Origin of the sequence: Adhaeribacter aquaticus DSM 16391, from assembly GCF_000473365.1 — a bacterium.
GTDB classification, from domain to species: domain Bacteria; phylum Bacteroidota; class Bacteroidia; order Cytophagales; family Hymenobacteraceae; genus Adhaeribacter; species Adhaeribacter aquaticus.
On sequence record NZ_KI421517.1, the window covers coordinates 2631546 to 2649500 of the forward strand.

At 40.3% G+C, this 17955-nt stretch carries 16 protein-coding genes; 9 read left to right on the plus strand and 7 right to left on the minus strand.

Going from position 1 to position 17955, the window contains the following annotated elements; genetic code table 11:
* Positions 1–6 precede the first annotated feature (6 nt).
* From ADHAQ_RS0113685 to ADHAQ_RS0113695, 3 genes are all read right to left on the minus strand, one after another.
* Positions 7–3555: a BamA/TamA family outer membrane protein gene (locus tag ADHAQ_RS0113685; RefSeq protein ID WP_026463416.1), complete on the minus strand. Its 3549-nt coding sequence runs from the start codon at positions 3553–3555 to the stop codon at positions 7–9.
* 91 nt (positions 3556–3646) lie between these two features.
* On the minus strand, positions 3647–4036 hold the full coding sequence (locus ADHAQ_RS0113690) for a hypothetical protein (RefSeq protein ID WP_026463417.1): 390 nt from the start codon (positions 4034–4036) through the stop codon (positions 3647–3649).
* A 474-nt stretch (positions 4037–4510) separates the two neighbouring features.
* The gene (locus ADHAQ_RS0113695) at positions 4511–5440 is read right to left on the minus strand and encodes an alpha/beta hydrolase (RefSeq protein ID WP_026463418.1); all 930 of its coding nucleotides are present in this window, start codon (positions 5438–5440) and stop codon (positions 4511–4513) included.
* Positions 5441–5665: 225 nt separating this feature from the next.
* On the opposite strand from ADHAQ_RS0113695, the gene ADHAQ_RS0113700 reads away from it, so the two are divergent.
* Together ADHAQ_RS0113700 and ADHAQ_RS0113705 are read left to right on the plus strand one after the other, a co-directional pair.
* The gene (locus ADHAQ_RS0113700) at positions 5666–7381 is read left to right on the plus strand and encodes an AsmA family protein (RefSeq protein WP_026463419.1); all 1716 of its coding nucleotides are present in this window, start codon (positions 5666–5668) and stop codon (positions 7379–7381) included.
* Positions 7382–7562: 181 nt separating this feature from the next.
* Positions 7563–8252 (plus strand): helix-turn-helix transcriptional regulator, encoded by a 690-nt coding sequence (locus tag ADHAQ_RS0113705; protein ID WP_026463420.1) that lies wholly within the window; start codon positions 7563–7565, stop codon positions 8250–8252.
* Between the two features lie 48 nt (positions 8253–8300).
* On the opposite strand, the gene ADHAQ_RS0113710 is transcribed toward ADHAQ_RS0113705, so the two are convergent.
* The 3 genes from ADHAQ_RS0113710 to ADHAQ_RS0113720 all read right to left on the minus strand — a co-directional run bounded on the left by ADHAQ_RS0113710 (position 8301) and on the right by ADHAQ_RS0113720 (position 10627).
* Positions 8301–9653 carry an APC family permease gene (locus ADHAQ_RS0113710; RefSeq protein ID WP_034256814.1) on the minus strand — a complete coding sequence of 451 codons (1353 nt, stop codon included), beginning with the start codon at positions 9651–9653 and terminating at the stop codon, positions 8301–8303.
* A 112-nt stretch (positions 9654–9765) separates the two neighbouring features.
* Complete coding sequence (locus ADHAQ_RS0113715; protein ID WP_026463422.1) at positions 9766–10200, minus strand: nucleoside deaminase; 435 nt, start codon at positions 10198–10200, stop codon at positions 9766–9768.
* 25 nt (positions 10201–10225) lie between these two features.
* Positions 10226–10627: an acyl-CoA thioesterase gene (locus ADHAQ_RS0113720; protein WP_026463423.1), complete on the minus strand. Its 402-nt coding sequence runs from the start codon at positions 10625–10627 to the stop codon at positions 10226–10228.
* Positions 10628–11102: 475 nt separating this feature from the next.
* Between ADHAQ_RS0113720 and ADHAQ_RS0113725 the strand changes: the two genes are divergently transcribed.
* From ADHAQ_RS0113725 to ADHAQ_RS0113735, 3 genes are all read left to right on the plus strand, one after another.
* A complete protein-coding gene (locus tag ADHAQ_RS0113725; protein ID WP_157433417.1) occupies positions 11103–11348 on the plus strand; it encodes a hypothetical protein in 246 nt (81 codons plus the stop codon).
* 262 nt (positions 11349–11610) lie between these two features.
* Complete coding sequence (locus tag ADHAQ_RS25695) at positions 11611–12471, plus strand: glycerophosphodiester phosphodiesterase (RefSeq protein WP_051359921.1); 861 nt, start codon at positions 11611–11613, stop codon at positions 12469–12471.
* A gap of 112 nt (positions 12472–12583) precedes the next feature.
* Positions 12584–13237 (plus strand): SdpI family protein, encoded by a 654-nt coding sequence (locus ADHAQ_RS0113735; protein ID WP_026463425.1) that lies wholly within the window; start codon positions 12584–12586, stop codon positions 13235–13237.
* Positions 13238–13274: 37 nt separating this feature from the next.
* Here the strand turns inward: ADHAQ_RS0113735 and ADHAQ_RS0113740 are convergent, their stop codons facing one another.
* Positions 13275–14693: a thioredoxin-like domain-containing protein gene (locus ADHAQ_RS0113740; protein ID WP_026463426.1), complete on the minus strand. Its 1419-nt coding sequence runs from the start codon at positions 14691–14693 to the stop codon at positions 13275–13277.
* A 244-nt stretch (positions 14694–14937) separates the two neighbouring features.
* On the opposite strand from ADHAQ_RS0113740, the gene ADHAQ_RS0113745 reads away from it, so the two are divergent.
* Genes ADHAQ_RS0113745 through ADHAQ_RS0113760 form a run of 4 tightly spaced genes read left to right on the plus strand, consistent with a single transcriptional unit; the run spans position 14938 to position 17902 of the window.
* Positions 14938–15447: an NADH-quinone oxidoreductase subunit A gene (locus ADHAQ_RS0113745; RefSeq protein ID WP_026463427.1), complete on the plus strand. Its 510-nt coding sequence runs from the start codon at positions 14938–14940 to the stop codon at positions 15445–15447.
* Between the two features lie 49 nt (positions 15448–15496).
* A complete protein-coding gene (locus tag ADHAQ_RS0113750) occupies positions 15497–16018 on the plus strand; it encodes an NADH-quinone oxidoreductase subunit B (RefSeq protein WP_026463428.1) in 522 nt (173 codons plus the stop codon).
* Positions 16019–16072: 54 nt separating this feature from the next.
* Complete coding sequence (locus ADHAQ_RS0113755) at positions 16073–16660, plus strand: NADH-quinone oxidoreductase subunit C (protein ID WP_026463429.1); 588 nt, start codon at positions 16073–16075, stop codon at positions 16658–16660.
* Between the two features lie 30 nt (positions 16661–16690).
* Positions 16691–17902 carry an NADH-quinone oxidoreductase subunit D gene (locus ADHAQ_RS0113760; protein ID WP_026463430.1) on the plus strand — a complete coding sequence of 404 codons (1212 nt, stop codon included), beginning with the start codon at positions 16691–16693 and terminating at the stop codon, positions 17900–17902.
* The last annotated feature ends 53 nt before the right edge of the window (positions 17903–17955 follow it).

Consider the following 17955-nt stretch of genomic DNA (forward strand, 5'->3'; position numbering starts at 1 on the left):
TAAAAATCAGAATAAGAAGGTGGCGCGCAAAAGAGGCATTTTGGTTTCTTTAGAAATGGCATATTCAGCGGAAAGCACAAACATATTTACCGGTGAAATCCATATGCCCCCGCCGTAACCGGTATGCCACGTTTTTGATTTTTCACCTTCCTCCCATACTCTTCCTATATCATGAAATCCAATTATACCTAAGGACCCCGGGAATAAGTAAGTTTTAAAGCTGAATAATCGTAACCGGAGATCTGTGTTATTATAAAAACTGGTACCACCGGCAAATCGGTTGCGCCGGTACCCCCGCAGGTTGTAATTACCATCTAACGTATTGGCCTGGTAAAACTCATAATCACCAAAATTATGAGCAGCTCCTACCCTGTTAGCAAAAGTTAATTTTAGCGGTATTCGGAAAGTTTTGTAAAAGCTCCACTCACCAAATATATTCTGATAATTAGCAGCATCTTCATTCAAACCAACATATACTCCTGCCCCTACCCGCAATAAATTACCGGCTGTAGGTATTGCGGCATTATCCCGGGCATCAAAAGTATAGCGAAAATCAAAGCCACCAAAGTTCTTTCTTTGGTAGAAGTCGCTCCCCTCATTGTTTATGATACCAAAAACAGCGGCATAATTATCATTTCCCGTATTTAAATCTATACTTTGGTAAGTGGGCCCCAATAGAAGGGTATGGTGCTTACCTAATTTTGTTCCGAACAGTGCACTAAAGTAGTACTGCTTAGATCGGTACCGATAAAAATTAAAAGGTACATCTTTATTAAAAGTTGTTTCGTTACCTAATCCAAAAAAGTTTTCGGCATAGTTAGGTGTCCGGATATCTGCATTTAATTGCATATCAATCTTCCGGAATAATACTTTAGTAAAATAGCCCTGATAATCTACCCGAAACGAATTAGTAAGCAGGGCGTACCGGGTCAGGACCCGATGCGAAATCGCAAATGGTTCTTTTTGAAAGCCTTGGGTGCGGATCAGCGTTCCCGCTCCAACTAAAATGCCATCATCCCGGTTATATCCGACGGCCAGCAACGGACCTTTATAATTGTATTTAAAATACTTAGGATCGTACTCGTTTACCTTAGGATCAGAAGAAGTAAAGTCTTTAGCTTCTTTACCTAACTGAAGGTCGTTACCTGATTTTGTATCATATACAGCTGTTTTCTTACCAATTCCTTTTACGTTAGAATCGTCAACAATTTTATCGGCATCGTCACCACCAATTACTCTAACCCGGATTCCCTTGCTTGCCTTGCCGGTTATTTTAAACTCGTCTTTACCATCCAGGCCATACAAGCGAATTTCTTCGGTTTCGTTAATGTTAAAAGTCCGCTCAAATAAAACCTGCTCTAAATGCCCGCTTTTAGCTATTTTTCGTACCGTTACTTTAGTAAGTCCTTCCCCCCGTTGCACCTCAAAAAGCTCATTTTTATCACTTCCTACCACGTTTACTTCTTTCGCTAAAAATTTATAATAATCAGCGGCATCTTTGGGCAAACTATTGCGGTGTGCTTTCAGCTTAGAAATAATTTCAGCCCCGGACATTTTAAATATTGGTTCAGGCAACTGTTTTACGGCTGCTTCAATGGCGGAATCAGATATAGCATTTTTTATTTCATTGGCTGTGGCCACCCAATCTTCTAGAGTTAAGCTGGTCAGAAACAGTCTATCAAAATACCGAGGGTTAAAATTAAAACCGGCAATATCCCGGTAATCGTGGTCGTAGCCCTGTACTTTAGGTAAAAGCCATTTGCGGCTACCAATATTTGGAATTACGCCCTCGTTCACAAAAAATACCATATCGCGGTCGCGCGGAATAGGTCGGTAAATTTTCCCTTTCGTTCCTTTCTTTTCAAAGCTGGCCCACCGCCACTGGTCTTCGTGCCGGTCCCAGTCGCCAATCAGGAAATCAAATAACCGAGCCCGCAATACCGCTTTCTGATCTATTTCATTATCATTGTCTTCTTCTTTATTCTCGATAACTTTAGAAGTACTAACTACTTTTTTAGAGTTTCCGAAATTGGGGGCATCCGATTGATCATCATCGGCGCGTTCTTCAAACAAACCTAGGGTATTAGCAAAGCCAACCCGGTACTTCCCAAACCGGGGGTCATCCGGAATATAAAAATATTTAGGATTTGTATGGTAAACATTGGCCGCTGCCGATAAAGTAGGAATTACCAGCGGACCATACGGATGGGAAGCCGATATCTGATCTTTTACTACATCGGCGGCAACGGTTTCACGTAATGGCCGGGGCAAAGCCGCTGCCGGGTATTTTTCTACAGAACGTAATACATATTCTTTTCCGTTGGCATCGGCCAACCGCAACGAACGCGTCTGAAAACCGCCGCCCATTTGAACAACCTTTAACCCTCCGTGCATTTTGCCTATATCAAAAACAGGCACCGTAATTTTTTCGCTCCACTCGTCCCGGTAATTATCTCCTAATAACCAACGCCTGAATTTACCAGCCTGGTAATCCAAACTAGCACTGGTAGTTACTACACTATCAGAAAAATCAAAGTGTTGGTTTGCTAAACTGGCTACCAACATAGCCTGCGTCGGCTTTTTCATCAACAAAGCCCGATAAGCCGGAGCATCATTGGAGTTAGTAGCCGTCCAGAACTCTAACCAAGCCTCGCCGCTGCTATAAAAATTAATTTTAGCAAAGCCTGAAGCAGGATTAGTAAACAATGTTTTTACATTGGCGGCAAACTTAGCCCGGGAGGCCATTGTTCCCGCCGAAACGTAATGAAGGCTATCGGCAAAGCTATGGCTAAGTGCGGCGCCGTTGCTTTGAACCATTACCAAGCCCGGATGGGATGCCAGGTACATAGCCAGCGAACGTTGCAGGTAACGGTACTCCAACCCATTCATATCCGGAGAAATATGAGTAGCCAGTACAACGTGCTTTTCCGGATAAGCCCGTAGAATATCATCTATCTGGGCCAGCACCTGAGAGGGTCTGGTTATTTCGCAACCACTGCCTTCGGCGGGTGGCTGATTATTAGGTAAAAGGTATTTCGTATCTAATATCAATAATAGAATATCATCATTGATATGCATTTCTACCGGCCCCGGGCAGCTATGATCCGGCTGAACCAGCTTATCGTTTTCCAGGTAATCAGCAATAAAATTTTCCTGCCGGCGGTGGAGCCGTTCATCTTTATTTTTCTTTCCGTAGTCACCCGGAATTAATATAGTTTTACCGGCAAAGTTTTTTATCAGATCAAGCTGAGGTTTTAATTTGTTCTCTCCATTTGTTCGTTCCAAGTCATCTTTCTTAGGTAAGACCTTTGGGTAAAATGGGTTTCCTAATAAAATTAACTGGCTGGCCTGGCTAGCTTTATTTAGCTGGGACTGGAGTGCTTTTAACGATTGGTTTATTCCGGCTTGCGGCTCACCGGTATCGCCCACCAAAAACAGGGTGTAGCTAATTTCTCCGGTAGGCTCGGCGGGCTGAGAAGCGGATTGAGCAAACCCACAAATTACAATATTTATAAAAAAGAATAGTAAGGAAAGTTTTTTCAGAAGCACGTACATTTCAATTCGGTTAATAGAATTAACTTACGTATTTAGCCAATAAATAGATAAATAGCGTTTCTTATATTTTGGCTAACTACGCAAGCTAATTTTATTCGTTCGACTTGGTGCTTTCCAAGCCAAATGTACCGTTCTCGCCGGGCAATATTTTAAACATCATTTTGCGTTTTTGGTCTATCCAAAGCTTATCCTGCCCCTTTACCCGCATGCAATTATTGTCTAATATTTTTTCCCAATGCGCTAATTTATCGGCAGGGAAAATGCTAACGGATTTATAACATTTTTCATCCTGGAAATAACATATCAGGTATTTAGCCCCATCCAACGTTCTATTGTTCCAGATGGTCATTTCCGGGGTATCTATAATAATATCCGAGTTCGATTTTACCGAATCTATGTACTTTTTCTTTTTACCCAATAATTCCTGAGCAGATACAGCAAGGGGGAGCATAAACAAAAGAAGCAGTATTATTTTTTTCATGTTATAATGGCAATAGGAACGAGTAATAAAATTTTATTTAAATGGAAAAATAGCAGGATACCTACACATAAACAAGTAACGATAATTTATCTTAAAACTTTTAAAGCGCTGCTTTTTTAACCAGAAAGAAAAAGATCATTATTTATTAAATGTCGGGCTTTATCTTTTAAAAGCCGTTTGCAGACATGAATTTAAAACATGCCGAGGACATGCAGGTCTTAAGAAAAAATACCCTAAAGAAACCAAGCATACTCCGGAACAACGTCAGGAGATAAAAGCTATTCGGGAAAGGAGGCAAACCGAACTCAAAAATATTATAACTCCAGACCAATCTGAAAAATCAGAAGTTTATCTGAAAGAAAGCCGGAACAGCCACCGGAAGGTTGACCATAGAAAAGGTACTAAAGAATCACAAAACGGCTACCTTTTGCAGTGATTTAATAAAAAAGGCCAGCTAATTGCTGGCCTTTTTTATTAATTTGCTTTTAACAACCCGTTACTGCTTAACCAATTTGTACAACGGTCAAACCAATAGTCTTGGGTTGTTTTGTTATTAAGGCCAAACCCATGGCCCCCGTTCTGGTAAATGTGTAATTCAGCCGGAACTTTATTCTGCATAAGTGCCTGGTAAAACACAATGCTGTTGGCAGATTTCACTACATTATCATCGGAAGCATGCAATAAAAACGTAGGTGGCGTCTGGGCTGTAACCTGTTGCTCGTTAGAATATTCTTTAATCTTTTCAACAGAAGCTCCTTTACCCAATAAATTATTAAAAGATCCCTGATGGGCAATAGCCGGATCGCCGCTGATAACTGGATAAATTAATAACATAAAATCTGGCCGAACACTAACCTTGCCGGCAGCTGGGGCCACCACATTGTTAAAATGAGTTCCAACAGTAGAGGCTAAATGCCCCCCGGCTGAAAAGCCCATTATACCAACCCGGGCCGGATTAATATCCCATTCTTTAGCCCTTTTTCGCACTATAGTTAAAGCTTGCTGGGCATCTTGCAATGGCGTAATCTCAGGATTAGAAGTAACTTTTGCATCGGGCAACCGGTATTTTACCACAAACGCAGCAATTCCCTGCTCATTAAACTTTTTAGCTACATCTACCCCTTCGTGCCGAGAGGCAACAATGCCATATCCGCCACCCGGTAAAATAACAACAGCGGTGCCATTAGCTTTCTCTTTAGCTGGTAAATAGACGGTCAGGGTCGGCTTCCTTACTTTCCTTACCACATAAATATCCCCGGACATTTCTCCTTTTTCTTCATCAGGCCCAGGAACCTCATTGGGAATTTTCCCTTCGTAAAGCGGTATTTCACGAGCATTTTGCTGACTATAAACCATGGAAATGGTTAAAAAGCTTATTATGGAAAACAATAACAGTTTTTTCATTTTGTGGTGGTATGTTTTAGTTGTTTTTGGTTTAGCTTTTAAACTTATCCGAAACAGCATTTCAATATATTGGAAACCGGTAAAAGCACAAAATATTTTTCTCTTCCCTTTAAAAACAACTGGCGTGCCTCGCATTAGTTTACCAAATCAAGGCTTTTTTCTATTATTCCAATTTAGATATAAATTTTGTTTTTGCGTACAAATGCAGTATTCATAAAAACAGGCATGCCGGGCAAACTTATTTTTGATTATAAAAAGAATAAAGGTTTAGTTTATTTCTCAATAGCTCTATTCGGATTAGTCTTGCTTATCATGTTGGTTCGGGCGTTTGTATTAGAACCCTGGCTCCAAAAGAAACTGGAAAAAACAGTACAGGAAAAATCTCAGGGCCTGTATAGCTTTAAGGTCGCTCAACTACAAACTTCCTTGTTAAGTGGCACGCTTACTTTAAAAGGTATAACCCTAACCCCCAACCCCAACTTGTGGCAAAACAGAAAAAAGCAAAACTATCCAAACTTACCACCTTTGCTGGTACAGCTAAAAGCTGAAGCTATTGATTTCAGGGGTTTAAGTTACCTGAACCTATTATTTAATAAGCCGCTGGAACTAACCCAGATTAGTTTAAACAAACCAATTATACATGCCATGCAAATGGCTAAGGATACGACGTCGCAGCCATTACACCAGAAACTAAGCGGTCCGCTTAAAAACTTTAAACTGGGAGCTTTTAAAATTAGAGAAGCTACTTTTAGCTATAAGAAATTCCAAGACAAATGGCATACGGTAGAGTTAGATAGTTTTTCCCTTACCGTTAACGATATCCGTTTTGATAGCATTGCCTATAATGATCCGGAACGACAATATTATGCCAAACATATAGAGGCTTATGCCAACCAGAGCAATATACTGCTGCCAGATGCTTACTACCGGCTAAAAACTAAAAAAGTATGGCTAAATACAGCAGATAAAAAGATTGAGCTTCGACAGGTACGGGTAGTACCCTTATATACTCCGGCGGCTTTAGCTAAACGAGTAGGTAACGCAGTTCCCCAACTTCGCATTTGGATACCTTTAGTAAAATTTTCCGGCGCCGATTTTCCTAATTTTGCTCGTTTATCCAGCCTAAACATTAATAGTTTTCAGGTGTATAATCCCCGCGTGCAGGCCTTTATGGATACTAAAAATTTCAAACAAAAGCAGAAAAAACCGTTGCTGCACGATATGGTACAACAGGTCAAAGTAAACTTTAACCTTAAGCAATGCAACATCCACAATTTGTTTATCCGTTACGATGAATTAGCCCCCCGAGCCACCCGAACTGGGTATTTAACGCTTGAGAAAATTAATGTATCTATCACTAACTTTACCAACGATAAAAAATATATGTCGGCTAAAAATCCGGCAGTTTTACGTGGCGAAGTAGTTGTAATGGGCGAGGCACATGTTAAGGCCGTTACGCGCGTAAATTTATTAGATCCCCAAGCTCAACACATTATATCCGGGTCCATAGGTAAAGCTAACCCTAAGATTATAAATCCCATTATAGAACCAGCTTATTATGTCCGGGTTAAAAGCGGAACACTTCAGAAAGGAGACTTCCGGATGACCCTTACCCGAACTGCCGTTACAGGTACTATGCACTTATACTATGATGACTTTAAAGTAGATCTGCTTTCCAAGGATAAGTCAGGCAACGAAGAAGCAAGTAAAGAGCGAGGAAAAGAGAAAAAGCAAACTGTCTTCAAAAAAGTATTAACTGTTTTTGCTAATAAGATAGTTTTAAATTCTAACAATAATACCTTAGAAGGCAAATTTAAGGAGGGAAAAATAAACAGTAACAGAAGAATGAACCGGTCTTTCTTTACCTTTTGGATAGATGGCCTGACAAGTGGGGTACGATCTACTTTGGGTTTGAATAGCCAGGTACCACAATCCAATTAATCTGTATTATAAAAAAAATTCTGTTTATGTTAATTAGCTCAGGAAAGTAACAATAAATTTACCAGCCGAATTATTTATTCTCCGATAATAACGGGAAAGACAGCGCCTGAAAACCTGTTTTTACGTACTTGCCCTAATCTATATATTTCAACTCAAACTTAATTCTAAGACAGTTTCAGGCATGGCTGATAATAGTACCAGTGATTTACAGAGAAAGATTGAAGCAAAAATAGAAGAAGTTAAAGCCTATGCGTCCGATATACCGGGCGTTATCATTATTCATAGTTTACTTGATTGGTCCCTGGTTTGGATGTCGCCGAATGGCTTAAAACAAATAGGGGTTAGTTTAGAAGAAATCACCGGCATCAGAACCGAAGAATATCATAACCGCTTTTTCAATGCCGATGATGCAAAGGAATATTCCCCGAAAATTCGGCAATTATTAGAGAGAAATAACAATGAAGAAAGCTGCTCTTACTTTCAGCAGGTACGGCTTGCTGGCCACGAAGACTGGACCTGGCATATTTCGAGCACTAAAATACTGTTATGGGATGATGCGGGTAAACCCATATTAACGATATCGGTTGCTATTCCTATTGATACCATACCTAAAATAACGGTAAAGGCAGAACGTATTTTGGAAGAAAATGCTTTTCTGCGGCGTCATTACAACGATTTTGCCAAACTATCTAACCGCGAAAGAGAAATATTACGGCAATCAGCCTTAGGTAAAACATCCTCCGAAATAGCCGAAGAATTACACATTTCCGTAGCAACCGTAGACACGCACCGGAAGAATATCCGAAACAAATTAAATATTACTTCCTTCTACGAGATTAATCAGTATGCCAGGGCTTTTGATTTGATTTAGCTTCTGGGAAAAAAGCAGCAACAGACTTAGGAGGTTGCTAGTTATAATTTAATCCGGAACCGGTCTGTCGTTAAATGGCCATTCGCTATTTATTTTAGCTTTTATAAAATATACAACTGTACCAACAGAAATAACTGCTAATCCAGAAAGCACCATGGTAATACCTGTGGAAAGTAGAATTCCTACCCACATGGCAATTGCTAGAATTACAGGTAGCGGAAATAAAGGCATTCTATATGGAAATTCTTTTTTATCTCTATTACTGCGAAGTATAATTAACCCAATGGCTTGACCGATAAACTGGATAAGAATGCGCATAGCTAAAATGGCACTAATTACATCGCTGAGTTTAAATAACAAACTAAACACAAACGCAACGGCTCCTAAAGCCAAAACAGAAAAATGCGGAAAGTGTTTGGTGGGGTGCAACTGGCCAAAAACTTTAAAAAAGGCACCATCAGCAGCGGCGGCATAAGGAATACGACTATACCCCAGTGTGGCCGAAAACACCGAAGCAAATGCTACCCATAATATTAAACAGGTAGCAATTTTAGCCGCCGTACTGCCGGCAATTTCCTGGATAAAAAGGCTTACCACAAATTCACTTTCTTTAGCTTGCTGCCACGGCACCACACTTACCACACTTATATTCATCAGCAAATACAAGGCTGCAATACCCGCAATAGAAAGAAACATGCTTCGGGGAATATTCTTGGTAGGATTAATGATTTCGGCACCAAGATGGCACGCATTATAGTACCCTAAATAACTATATACCGTTTTTACACTTGCAAACCCGATAGCGGCTATAAAAGCAAAATTAAACGTTACCCCATCGTTCATTTGTTTAATGGGTTGAGTAAAGTTGCCGTAAGCAATGCCGCCCCCAATAATCCAAAGCATGGTTAGCAAAACGCCAATCCATAACAAAACACTTATTTTGCCAATCTCTTCAATTTTGCGGTAAAGCAACAGCACAATTAACACCACTACCCCACCGCTTACCAACTTAGAGCCAAGGGGCGACAACGGAACCAGGAAAGAAAAATAGGATGCAAATCCGATGGCGGCAGAAGCCATTACCAGCGGCGCCTGAATCATGGTTTGCCAGACAAATAAAAAGCTCATGAAACGGCCTGCGCCACTTTTACCGTAAGCTTCTTTCAGGAAGTTATAGCTACCACCGGCTCTTGGAAAAGCTGCTCCCAGCTCGCTCCAGATAAAGGCATCAATGAAAGATAAAATTGCACCGGCCACCCAGGCATAGATGAAGTAAGGACCATTCATCATGCCAATAACCATGGGCAAGGTAATAAAAGGACCAATGCCTACCATATCAATCATATTGATGGCAGTGGCCTGCATTAATCCGAGACGTCTTTCTAAATCGATTTTTGACATGTAAGCGACTATCTTACTTCTTTTACAGGAAGTAAGGCTGCTGAAAAAATTTTTATAAAGGTAGGTAAGAGTTTTTAATTTTTATTTAGCAGATACTCCTCGCCCTTTAAAATTATAACTCCATAATATCTTCATTCCAGAGCTCGGGCTTTTCTTGTATAAAATTTTCCATCATGGTAACGCACTCCGGCAGGTTTAAATCTATTACTTCTACCCCGTGGCTCTCCATAAATGCGCGGGCCCCACTAAAGGTTTGCGATTCGCCTACAATTACTTTTGGAATTTTAAACTGCACAATGGTGCCGGCACACATAAAGCAAGGCATAAGCGTAGAATAAATTACGGTATTCCGGTAACTACCAATACGCCCTGCATTGTTCAAACAATCCATTTCACCGTGCAAAATCGGGTTATTTTCCTGTACCCTCTTATTATGCCCCTGCGCTACAACTTTTCCGTCTTTAACCAATACCGATCCAATAGGAATACCACCTTCTGCACGCCCTTTTTGTGCTTCTTCAATGGCCAGTTTCATAAATTCATCCATAAACTAATTTTTTAATTCTGTTTGCTTAAAGTAATGCTAATATATCTGCTTCAATTCTTTTCGGGCGCATGGTTTGTCCATCTAACAAGCACCAGGTAGTTTTTGCGGATGCCAATAATTTCTCCGTTTTAACATTATAAATCTCTACAAAGCGGTAAAATTTAGCTCCCTGGTGTTCTCCCACCCAGGTATACCCCATTATTTCATCTGTTAAAAAAGCAGGACGATGATAGTCTATTTCGTGCCGCAAGATTACCCAGCCATATTGTTTCTGAAGCTCCGGTGAAGCAACATGAAACCAATGAGCCGTAGCTACGTCCTGAACCCACCGCAGGTACACCACATTATTTACATGCCCCATTTGGTCAATATCCTCAGGAAGCACTTGAATGCGGCATTTAAATTTTCCTAATTTGGGATCAGACATCGCTCTAAAAAAGTTTCTTATTATATGTAGTTAATCAAGGTTTTAGTGGCCAAAGCTCCCAAACCTGACAATCTCCGGTACTATCCTTAAGCAAAATTGCCTTTCCGGCAACAACCTGGATTAGGAACTAAAGTACGGATTATTATTTTTTTAGGTAAATCATAATTTTTTATTGCCTATTCCAACTGAATTACCATTATTGAAATGTATTTTTTTAAGTCCCTTAAAAATTATATTAAGCATTCCATATTACAAGGGCATAATTAAATACTTTTATTTAAATAATACTATTATAAAAACAACAAACAACATATCACACTTCGTAAACACTCTATTTTCAAGTATTTATTAAAAACAAGGCATTACCTTAAACAATTTAGTTATACTTCGAGTATAGAATTAAACCCAACTCTATAGGTGGGCTAAATAAATTTATTAAAACTTTTAAAGAATTGCTATTCTAAATAAAATGGTAATGAAAACGCAGGAACATATCTATAATTATTTGATTCAGCCCTCCCATTTGTTTTTAAAACAAGTGGTAAAGGTAGTTGAAACAAATGCCTATATATTGGTGATGGACCTGCGGAAAGCTAAAAAGCTCTTTATTCCTAACAAAGTAATTGAGAATTATGAGTCGCGATTAAAGGTCTTAAAAAGCCAGGCGCTCAAATCAAATGAATATGATGGCATTAGTTTTCTGTTGGTTCCAAAGGATTAAGTGATGAAATAGAACTAAGGTTTGTGAAATGGCTTTAAGCCCATATTGCAGCTTTAGTTCTATTCTTTCACTTTTATTAATATCCAGTTTTACTTTCACTACCAGAAGATCTACACTTTAACCTATCCCCAATTATACTCCTGCGTACACACCGGCTAAACCTCACATTTATTTTACTTTAATTATCCAGTATTTTATAAGCAAGAATATTGTAATTTAGCTTTTCAGAATTTCTGTAAAAGTGAATACCTCACCATTTTATATGTCTACTTATTGGTACCAAATTTTTAAGCACATTATGGTATTGGGTGGGTTAGGCATTCTTTTAGCGGCCTGCCATTCCGAATCTCCTGAAAAGGTGCGGCTCAGACACCAAAAACGGAAAATTGCGCTTATTGCCCACCGGGGAGCTTCGTCGGTTGCACCAGAAAATACCCTGTCCTCCATAAAAGAAGCATTACAATCGCCCGCCGATTTTATAGAAATAGATATTCATCAAACAACAGACGGGGAAGTAGTGGTTATGCATGATGCCTCTGTTGACCGGACTACCAATGGCAAGGGTGAAATTGCCGAACTTACTTTAGCAGAAATTAAAAAGCTTGATGCCGGCTCGTGGTTTGACTCAACCTATACCAATGAGCAGGTGCCTACTTTAGAAGAAGTTTTAAAGCTGGTAAAAGGACGTAAGAAGTTATTAATTGAAGTTAAAAAAGGTGATAATTTTTATCTTGGTATAGAAGATAAAACTATTGCTTTGATTCAAAAGTACCAGGCCCAGAATTGGTGCATTCTACAATCATTCTACGATGAAATACTGCAAAATATCTGGAAAAATGAATATCCGGTTGCTTCTCATAAATTGATAATTGGTAAGATACCGTGGCTCCCTGTTTACTTCGATCATACTATACGGTGGGGTAGTTTCGATAAATATTACCGGGCTTCAGCTATTAATCTTAATCAATACTTTGCTTCCAAATCTATAATCCGGCACATCCATACAAATGGCTTTAAAACTTACATCTGGACAGTAGATAAACCAAATGCAATAAACAGATTAGTAGATTGGGGTGCCGATGGCATAATTACCAATGCGGCCACCACCCTTACCATAGAATAGCCCGATAAAAGTATTTCGCTACTTTACCTTGACTTCTTAGCCCCCGCAGCACATTAATAAAAATGTAGTATATTACCTTTTCAGGTAACGAAAGGTTGTTTAAATATTCCCTATGCCAGATCAGAAGTGGTTTCGAAAAGAGAGTTTACGCCTACTTATTTTAGGATTGCCTTTTATTTTCCTTATAATCTTCTGGGAAGATTTCCTAGATAGTTTCCCGATTCATTGGAACTTTGATGGGCAAGTAGACCGCTACGGCAATAAAATGGTATTACTTTTTTTTGCCTGCCTCAATGCAGGTATTTATGGTATATTCGTACTTGCGCCCCGCTTTAATGTTAGTCCCGAACTCAACCTGGCAGACCATGACAAATACCTGAATTTAATTCAGACGTTAGTGCACCTGCTCCTTACTTATGTATTTTTCTTAGTAGGCTTTATGGCTCTAGGCTATGATATTAAAGCTGAGTTGGCTATTAAATACGGTTTAATAAGTTTGTTTCTGGTTTCGGGTACGTTCATTGGCCAAATTCCACGTAATAAAATGGTGGGTCTACGGCTACCCTGGACGCTCCGGAACGAACAAATCTGGCAAAGAACACATTACTTTACTGGTTTACTATGGGTGTATAGTTCGCTCTTCATGCTTATTTATAACTTTTGGGAAACCAAATATACCCTGGCTTTTCCCGCCTATCTTACGTTACTTATAGCAGCGCCTATTGTTTATTCTTACGTTCTTTATAAAAGAGCTAAAAACTACTAGGCAGGTTTAATTTAAACCAAAGAGACGGGTTGTTTGCTCATCTCTCTGCCACTACTACAATATGTTTCTCCCCGGTTTCCAAGTTTATTTTTAATATTTGGTGATGGTGCGTATCCGTTACCCAAAGCATCCCATTTACAAAGGTCACATCATTGGGTTCGTCCAATCCAGAAACAAGCGTTTTAACCCGGGCCAGCTTCAAATCCAATACTTTAATTTTTCCATTATAGGTATCGGCAATATATAATTTATCGTCCTGAACAGTAATTCCTACAGCATGCTGCAATAGAGCGGCCTCCATTACTCCATCTTGATCTCCAAAAACAAATAATCCTTGCCCGATTAGAGTAGTTACCATATCAGTGTGTAAATCAATAACTCTGATAGCACTTGCTTCCGCATCAGCTACAAATAACAAATGATTTCGTAAGCTTAAGCCGCTGGGCTGATTAAAACTTGCTTCACGCAACGGCCCATCAGCTAATGCTTCCCGGCCATTACCAGCAAACCGCATTACCTTTTCCGTACGCAGGTCCATTTTAAGTATTTGGTGATTACCGGCATTGGCAATAAACAGCTCATCGCCCGCTATCACCAAATCCCAGGGACTATTGGGGTTTACCGGCTCGTCCCATTTTTCTTCATAAAAATAATATTCCAGTTCTCCGGTACCGGCAGCGGTAGAAACCACTTTTTCTACCAGGTCTACAATTCTGATGGCATTATTTTTGGCATCGGCAACATACAAGATGTTATCGCGCAAAGCCATTCCCTGAGGTTCGTTAAAGGAAGCATCTTCAAAAGAACCATTTTCAAAACCAGTTTTACCACTTCCTATTATTTCCAAAATTTTGCCATCCTCATTAATCTTCAGGATGCGGTTATGCCCACTATCCGTCACATAAATATTCCCTTCGGCATCTGGCGTTAATTTAGCTGGAAACTGTAAAACCGAATCCAGACTCTCTTCTGGTTTAAAATGAAAAACAGTTCTATTTATTTTATCACCGTATTCGGCTATAAGATTTTCGATATTTGGCTTCACCACATCGTATACCCCCTCGCCCGCCTTTTGGCCTATCACATTTCCGTCAGGATCTATCAGCACAATGGTTGGCCAGGCATTAATGGCATACTGGCGCCAGAGTTCCCAATCGGCATCATTGATTACCGGATGCGGGATACCAAATTTTAAAATGGCTTTACGAATGGCATTATGACTTTTTTCGGCGTCGAACTTACCAGAATGAACCCCTATTACCACTAACTCTTCCGCAAATTCTTCCTCAAGCCGTTTTAAGTCCGGGATGATGTGCTGGCAGTTTATACAACCAAGGGTCCAGAAGTCAAGCAGAATAATTTTGCCTTTAAAATCTTGTAGTGTATATTCCTTATCCGAATTTAACCAACCGTGCCGGGTATTTAATTTAGGGGCACGTACTCGTCCAGTAATCATAGTTTGCGGTAATCTGTAGGTAAATAAAAATAATATTTAACGAAGTTATATAGAACCTGTACTATTTAGGAAAGGTTACGTTTGTTATTGGAATTAACCCTTCATTGCTTTCTACAGCCTGAACAAGCCGGAACAAATACTAATAATAAAATGGAGTTATTGCTTTTCCTATGGTAATTGCCGCTAATAATAAAATCTTAAATCCTCCGTAAATACCCTTAACTTTGTATAAAATTAGGAACAAATGGATTCGCAATATTTATCTGATTTTGGCACCTTATTACTGTTCTTTATTGGGGGTGGAATATTTATCATTATTGGTTTACTAACCTCTAAACTGATAAGGCCCCATAAACCCAACGCAGAGAAATTGGCCACCTACGAGTGCGGCGAGGAAGCTGTGGGAAGCTCCTGGGTGCAGTTTAATCCCCGGTTTTATGTAATTGCACTTATCTTCATCATTTTTGATGTAGAATTAGCGTTTATGTTTCCGTGGGCTGTTGTGTTTGGAAATCGCGAGTTAATTGAAGCCACTAATGGTTTGTGGGGTTGGTTTGCAGTAGCCGAGATGTTTTTATTTATTGGAATTTTAGCTTTAGGCCTGGCCTATGCCTGGGTAAAAGGACATCTGGATTGGGTGAAAGCAAAGCCAATAATACCCAAAAGCCATGCTACTGTACCTGCTGAACTTTACCAGCGAGTAAATGAGCGGCAGTTTCAGATCAGGAAGGAAACACCTGTAAAAGCTGCCTAAAGATTTTTTTATAATTAGTGATTATAATTTGCTAAAAGCTTAATATAAAATGAGTTTTCCACGTGAAAAAGATGGCGAGAGCGGCGTAATTGTTGCCAAGTTGGATGACCTGCTAAATTGGGCCCGGCTATCAGCTTTGTGGCCCATGCAATTTGGGTTAGCGTGTTGCGCCATTGAAATGATGGGGGCTTGGTCTTCAGCTTATGATATAGATCGGTTAGGAATTATACCCCGTGCTTCTCCCAGACAATCGGACGTTATTATTATTTCCGGTACGGTTACCTTTAAAATGGCAGACCGCATACGTAGGCTGTACGAACAAATGCCGGAGCCCCGTTATGTTATATCCATGGGCAATTGCGCCAACTGTGGAGGTCCTTATTGGGAACAGGGCTATCACGTTGTTAAAGGGGTAGACCGCATTATTCCGGTTGATGTTTATTTACCTGGATGTCCGCCCCGGCCAGAAGCCCTTATTGGGGCCTTTATGAAGCTTCAGGAGAAAATCCGAAACGAAAGTTTATTAGCACCAAAAGCTGTCCAGCACTTATTAGCAAAACAGGAGGCCTAGTAGCTCCCGTAACTAATAGTTTAATTTATTTTCCAATACTTTTAAGTAATAAAAGTGACGTTCGAAGAAATCAGGAACTTTATAATAGATAAATTTGGAAGTGAGGTAGTGGTAAGAGAGCACAACCAAGCTCCCCAGCCCTACCTGGTTATAGAAACTGCCCGAATAGCAGATGTATGCCAGGAGTTGTTTTCAAATCCGCAAACCTACTTCGATTACCTAGCCTGCCTTACTGGCTTAGATAATGGCCCGGAAGCAGGAACTTTAGAGGTTATTTATAATTTGTACTCTATTCCTTACGATCATCAGCTAACGTTAAAAGTAGTAACGGAACGGCTTACTCCAGCGGGTGCATTACCCAATGTTCCGACAGTTGCTCCTATCTGGAAAACAGCGGATTGGCACGAACGGGAAGCTTACGACCTGGTTGGAATAAACTTTACGGGTCATCCGGACTTAAGGCGGATATTATGCGTGGATGATTGGAATGGGCACCCTTTGCGCCGGGATTATGAATGGCCGGATTATTACCACGGCATTAAAGTTAGATACGATAATCATAATGAGGTAAACGGATTTAAGGGCGAAGGCCTGGCATCCACCATCAACCCGGGTTTACCTCCTCTGGTTAATGAAAATTAAAAGCTATTTTAGTTATAGCTACTAATAAAGATGGCAGAATCAAGCTCACCATATACCCAATACCTGCTTCAGTCAGAGCCTAATTTCTTCGATCCGGAAAAAATATGCCCGGGAGAAATGGTTATCAATATGGGGCCGCAGCACCCCTCTACCCACGGCGTATTGCGTCTGGAGGTAATCACTGATGGAGAAATAGTAACCAACGTTATGCCTCACATTGGCTACATGCACCGTTGCTTCGAAAAACATGCTGAAACGCGGGCCTATAACCAAACTATTCCCTATGTAGATCGCTTGGATTATTTGGCGGCCATGGATTCCGAACATGTTTGGGCAATGGGCGTGGAAAAAATGTTGGGTATAGAAGGACAAATCCCGAAACGGGTGGAGCACATCCGGGTATTGGTAGCCGAGCTTAACCGCATTGGCTCCCACTTTCTGGCAATCGGCACGTATGCGCTTGATATTGGTGCCTATACTCCCTTCCTGTGGTTACTTCGCGACCGCGAGCATATTATGCGGTTATTAGAATGGATTTCCGGTGCTCGATTACTTTACAATTACATCTGGATTGGTGGCTTGTATTATGATTTGCCTATTGGTTTTGAGGAACGCTGCCAGGAATTTGTTCAGTACCTGCTTCCAAAATTAGATGATCTGAATACCATTTTACTTGAGAATAAAATATTTATTGACCGCACAGCTAATGTTGGTATTTTGCCACTGGATGTAGGCATTAATTATGGTTGCTCTGGCCCCATGCTCCGCAGCTCGGGGCTTAAGTACGATTTACGCCGGATTGATGGATATTCTGTTTATCCCGAATTAGAATTCGATATCCCGATTGGGACAGGCATAATGGGTACTACTGGCGATAGCTGGGACCGTAATTATGTCCGGGCGCTGGAATGCCGGGAATCCTTAAAAATAATTTCGCAATGCCTGGACCGTTTGCAAGGTGACTACAAGCGAACACCTGATTTCGATCCGCAGGCTATGTGCCCTAAAAAAATACGGCCAAAAGAACAGGAACTTTACTTTAGAGGTGAAACGGCCCGTGGCGAATTAGGCTTTTTCTTCCGGTCTACCGGCAAATCGGATATCCCATTCCGGTGTAAACGACGTTCACCCTGTTTTTCTAATCTTTCTGTACTTTCAGAAATAGCCAAAGGCTGTATGATTTCGGATTTAATTGCCATTGTGGGTTCGATTGATATTGTACTAGGCGAATTAGATGGATAATCTTTGCTGTTGAAGTAGATTATGATATCCTATAAAAATTAAAATTGCGCCAC

Coding starts and splice junctions, on each gene's coding strand:
- ADHAQ_RS0113705 (WP_026463420.1), top strand. CDS start 7,563: ATGGCTGATAATAGTACCAGTGATTTACAGAGAAAGATTGAAGCAAAA.
- ADHAQ_RS0113725 (WP_157433417.1), top strand. CDS start 11,103: ATGAAAACGCAGGAACATATCTATAATTATTTGATTCAGCCCTCCCAT.
- ADHAQ_RS0113720 (WP_026463423.1), bottom strand. CDS start 10,627: ATGTCTGATCCCAAATTAGGAAAATTTAAATGCCGCATTCAAGTGCTT.
- ADHAQ_RS0113710 (WP_034256814.1), bottom strand. CDS start 9,653: ATGTCAAAAATCGATTTAGAAAGACGTCTCGGATTAATGCAGGCCACT.
- ADHAQ_RS0113695 (WP_026463418.1), bottom strand. CDS start 5,440: ATGAAAAAACTGTTATTGTTTTCCATAATAAGCTTTTTAACCATTTCC.
- ADHAQ_RS0113740 (WP_026463426.1), bottom strand. CDS start 14,693: ATGATTACTGGACGAGTACGTGCCCCTAAATTAAATACCCGGCACGGT.
- ADHAQ_RS0113760 (WP_026463430.1), top strand. CDS start 16,691: ATGGCAGAATCAAGCTCACCATATACCCAATACCTGCTTCAGTCAGAG.
- ADHAQ_RS0113745 (WP_026463427.1), top strand. CDS start 14,938: ATGGATTCGCAATATTTATCTGATTTTGGCACCTTATTACTGTTCTTT.
- ADHAQ_RS0113685 (WP_026463416.1), bottom strand. CDS start 3,555: ATGTACGTGCTTCTGAAAAAACTTTCCTTACTATTCTTTTTTATAAAT.
- ADHAQ_RS0113690 (WP_026463417.1), bottom strand. CDS start 4,036: ATGAAAAAAATAATACTGCTTCTTTTGTTTATGCTCCCCCTTGCTGTA.
- ADHAQ_RS0113700 (WP_026463419.1), top strand. CDS start 5,666: ATGCCGGGCAAACTTATTTTTGATTATAAAAAGAATAAAGGTTTAGTT.
- ADHAQ_RS25695 (WP_051359921.1), top strand. CDS start 11,611: ATGTCTACTTATTGGTACCAAATTTTTAAGCACATTATGGTATTGGGT.
- ADHAQ_RS0113750 (WP_026463428.1), top strand. CDS start 15,497: ATGAGTTTTCCACGTGAAAAAGATGGCGAGAGCGGCGTAATTGTTGCC.
- ADHAQ_RS0113715 (WP_026463422.1), bottom strand. CDS start 10,200: ATGGATGAATTTATGAAACTGGCCATTGAAGAAGCACAAAAAGGGCGT.
- ADHAQ_RS0113735 (WP_026463425.1), top strand. CDS start 12,584: ATGCCAGATCAGAAGTGGTTTCGAAAAGAGAGTTTACGCCTACTTATT.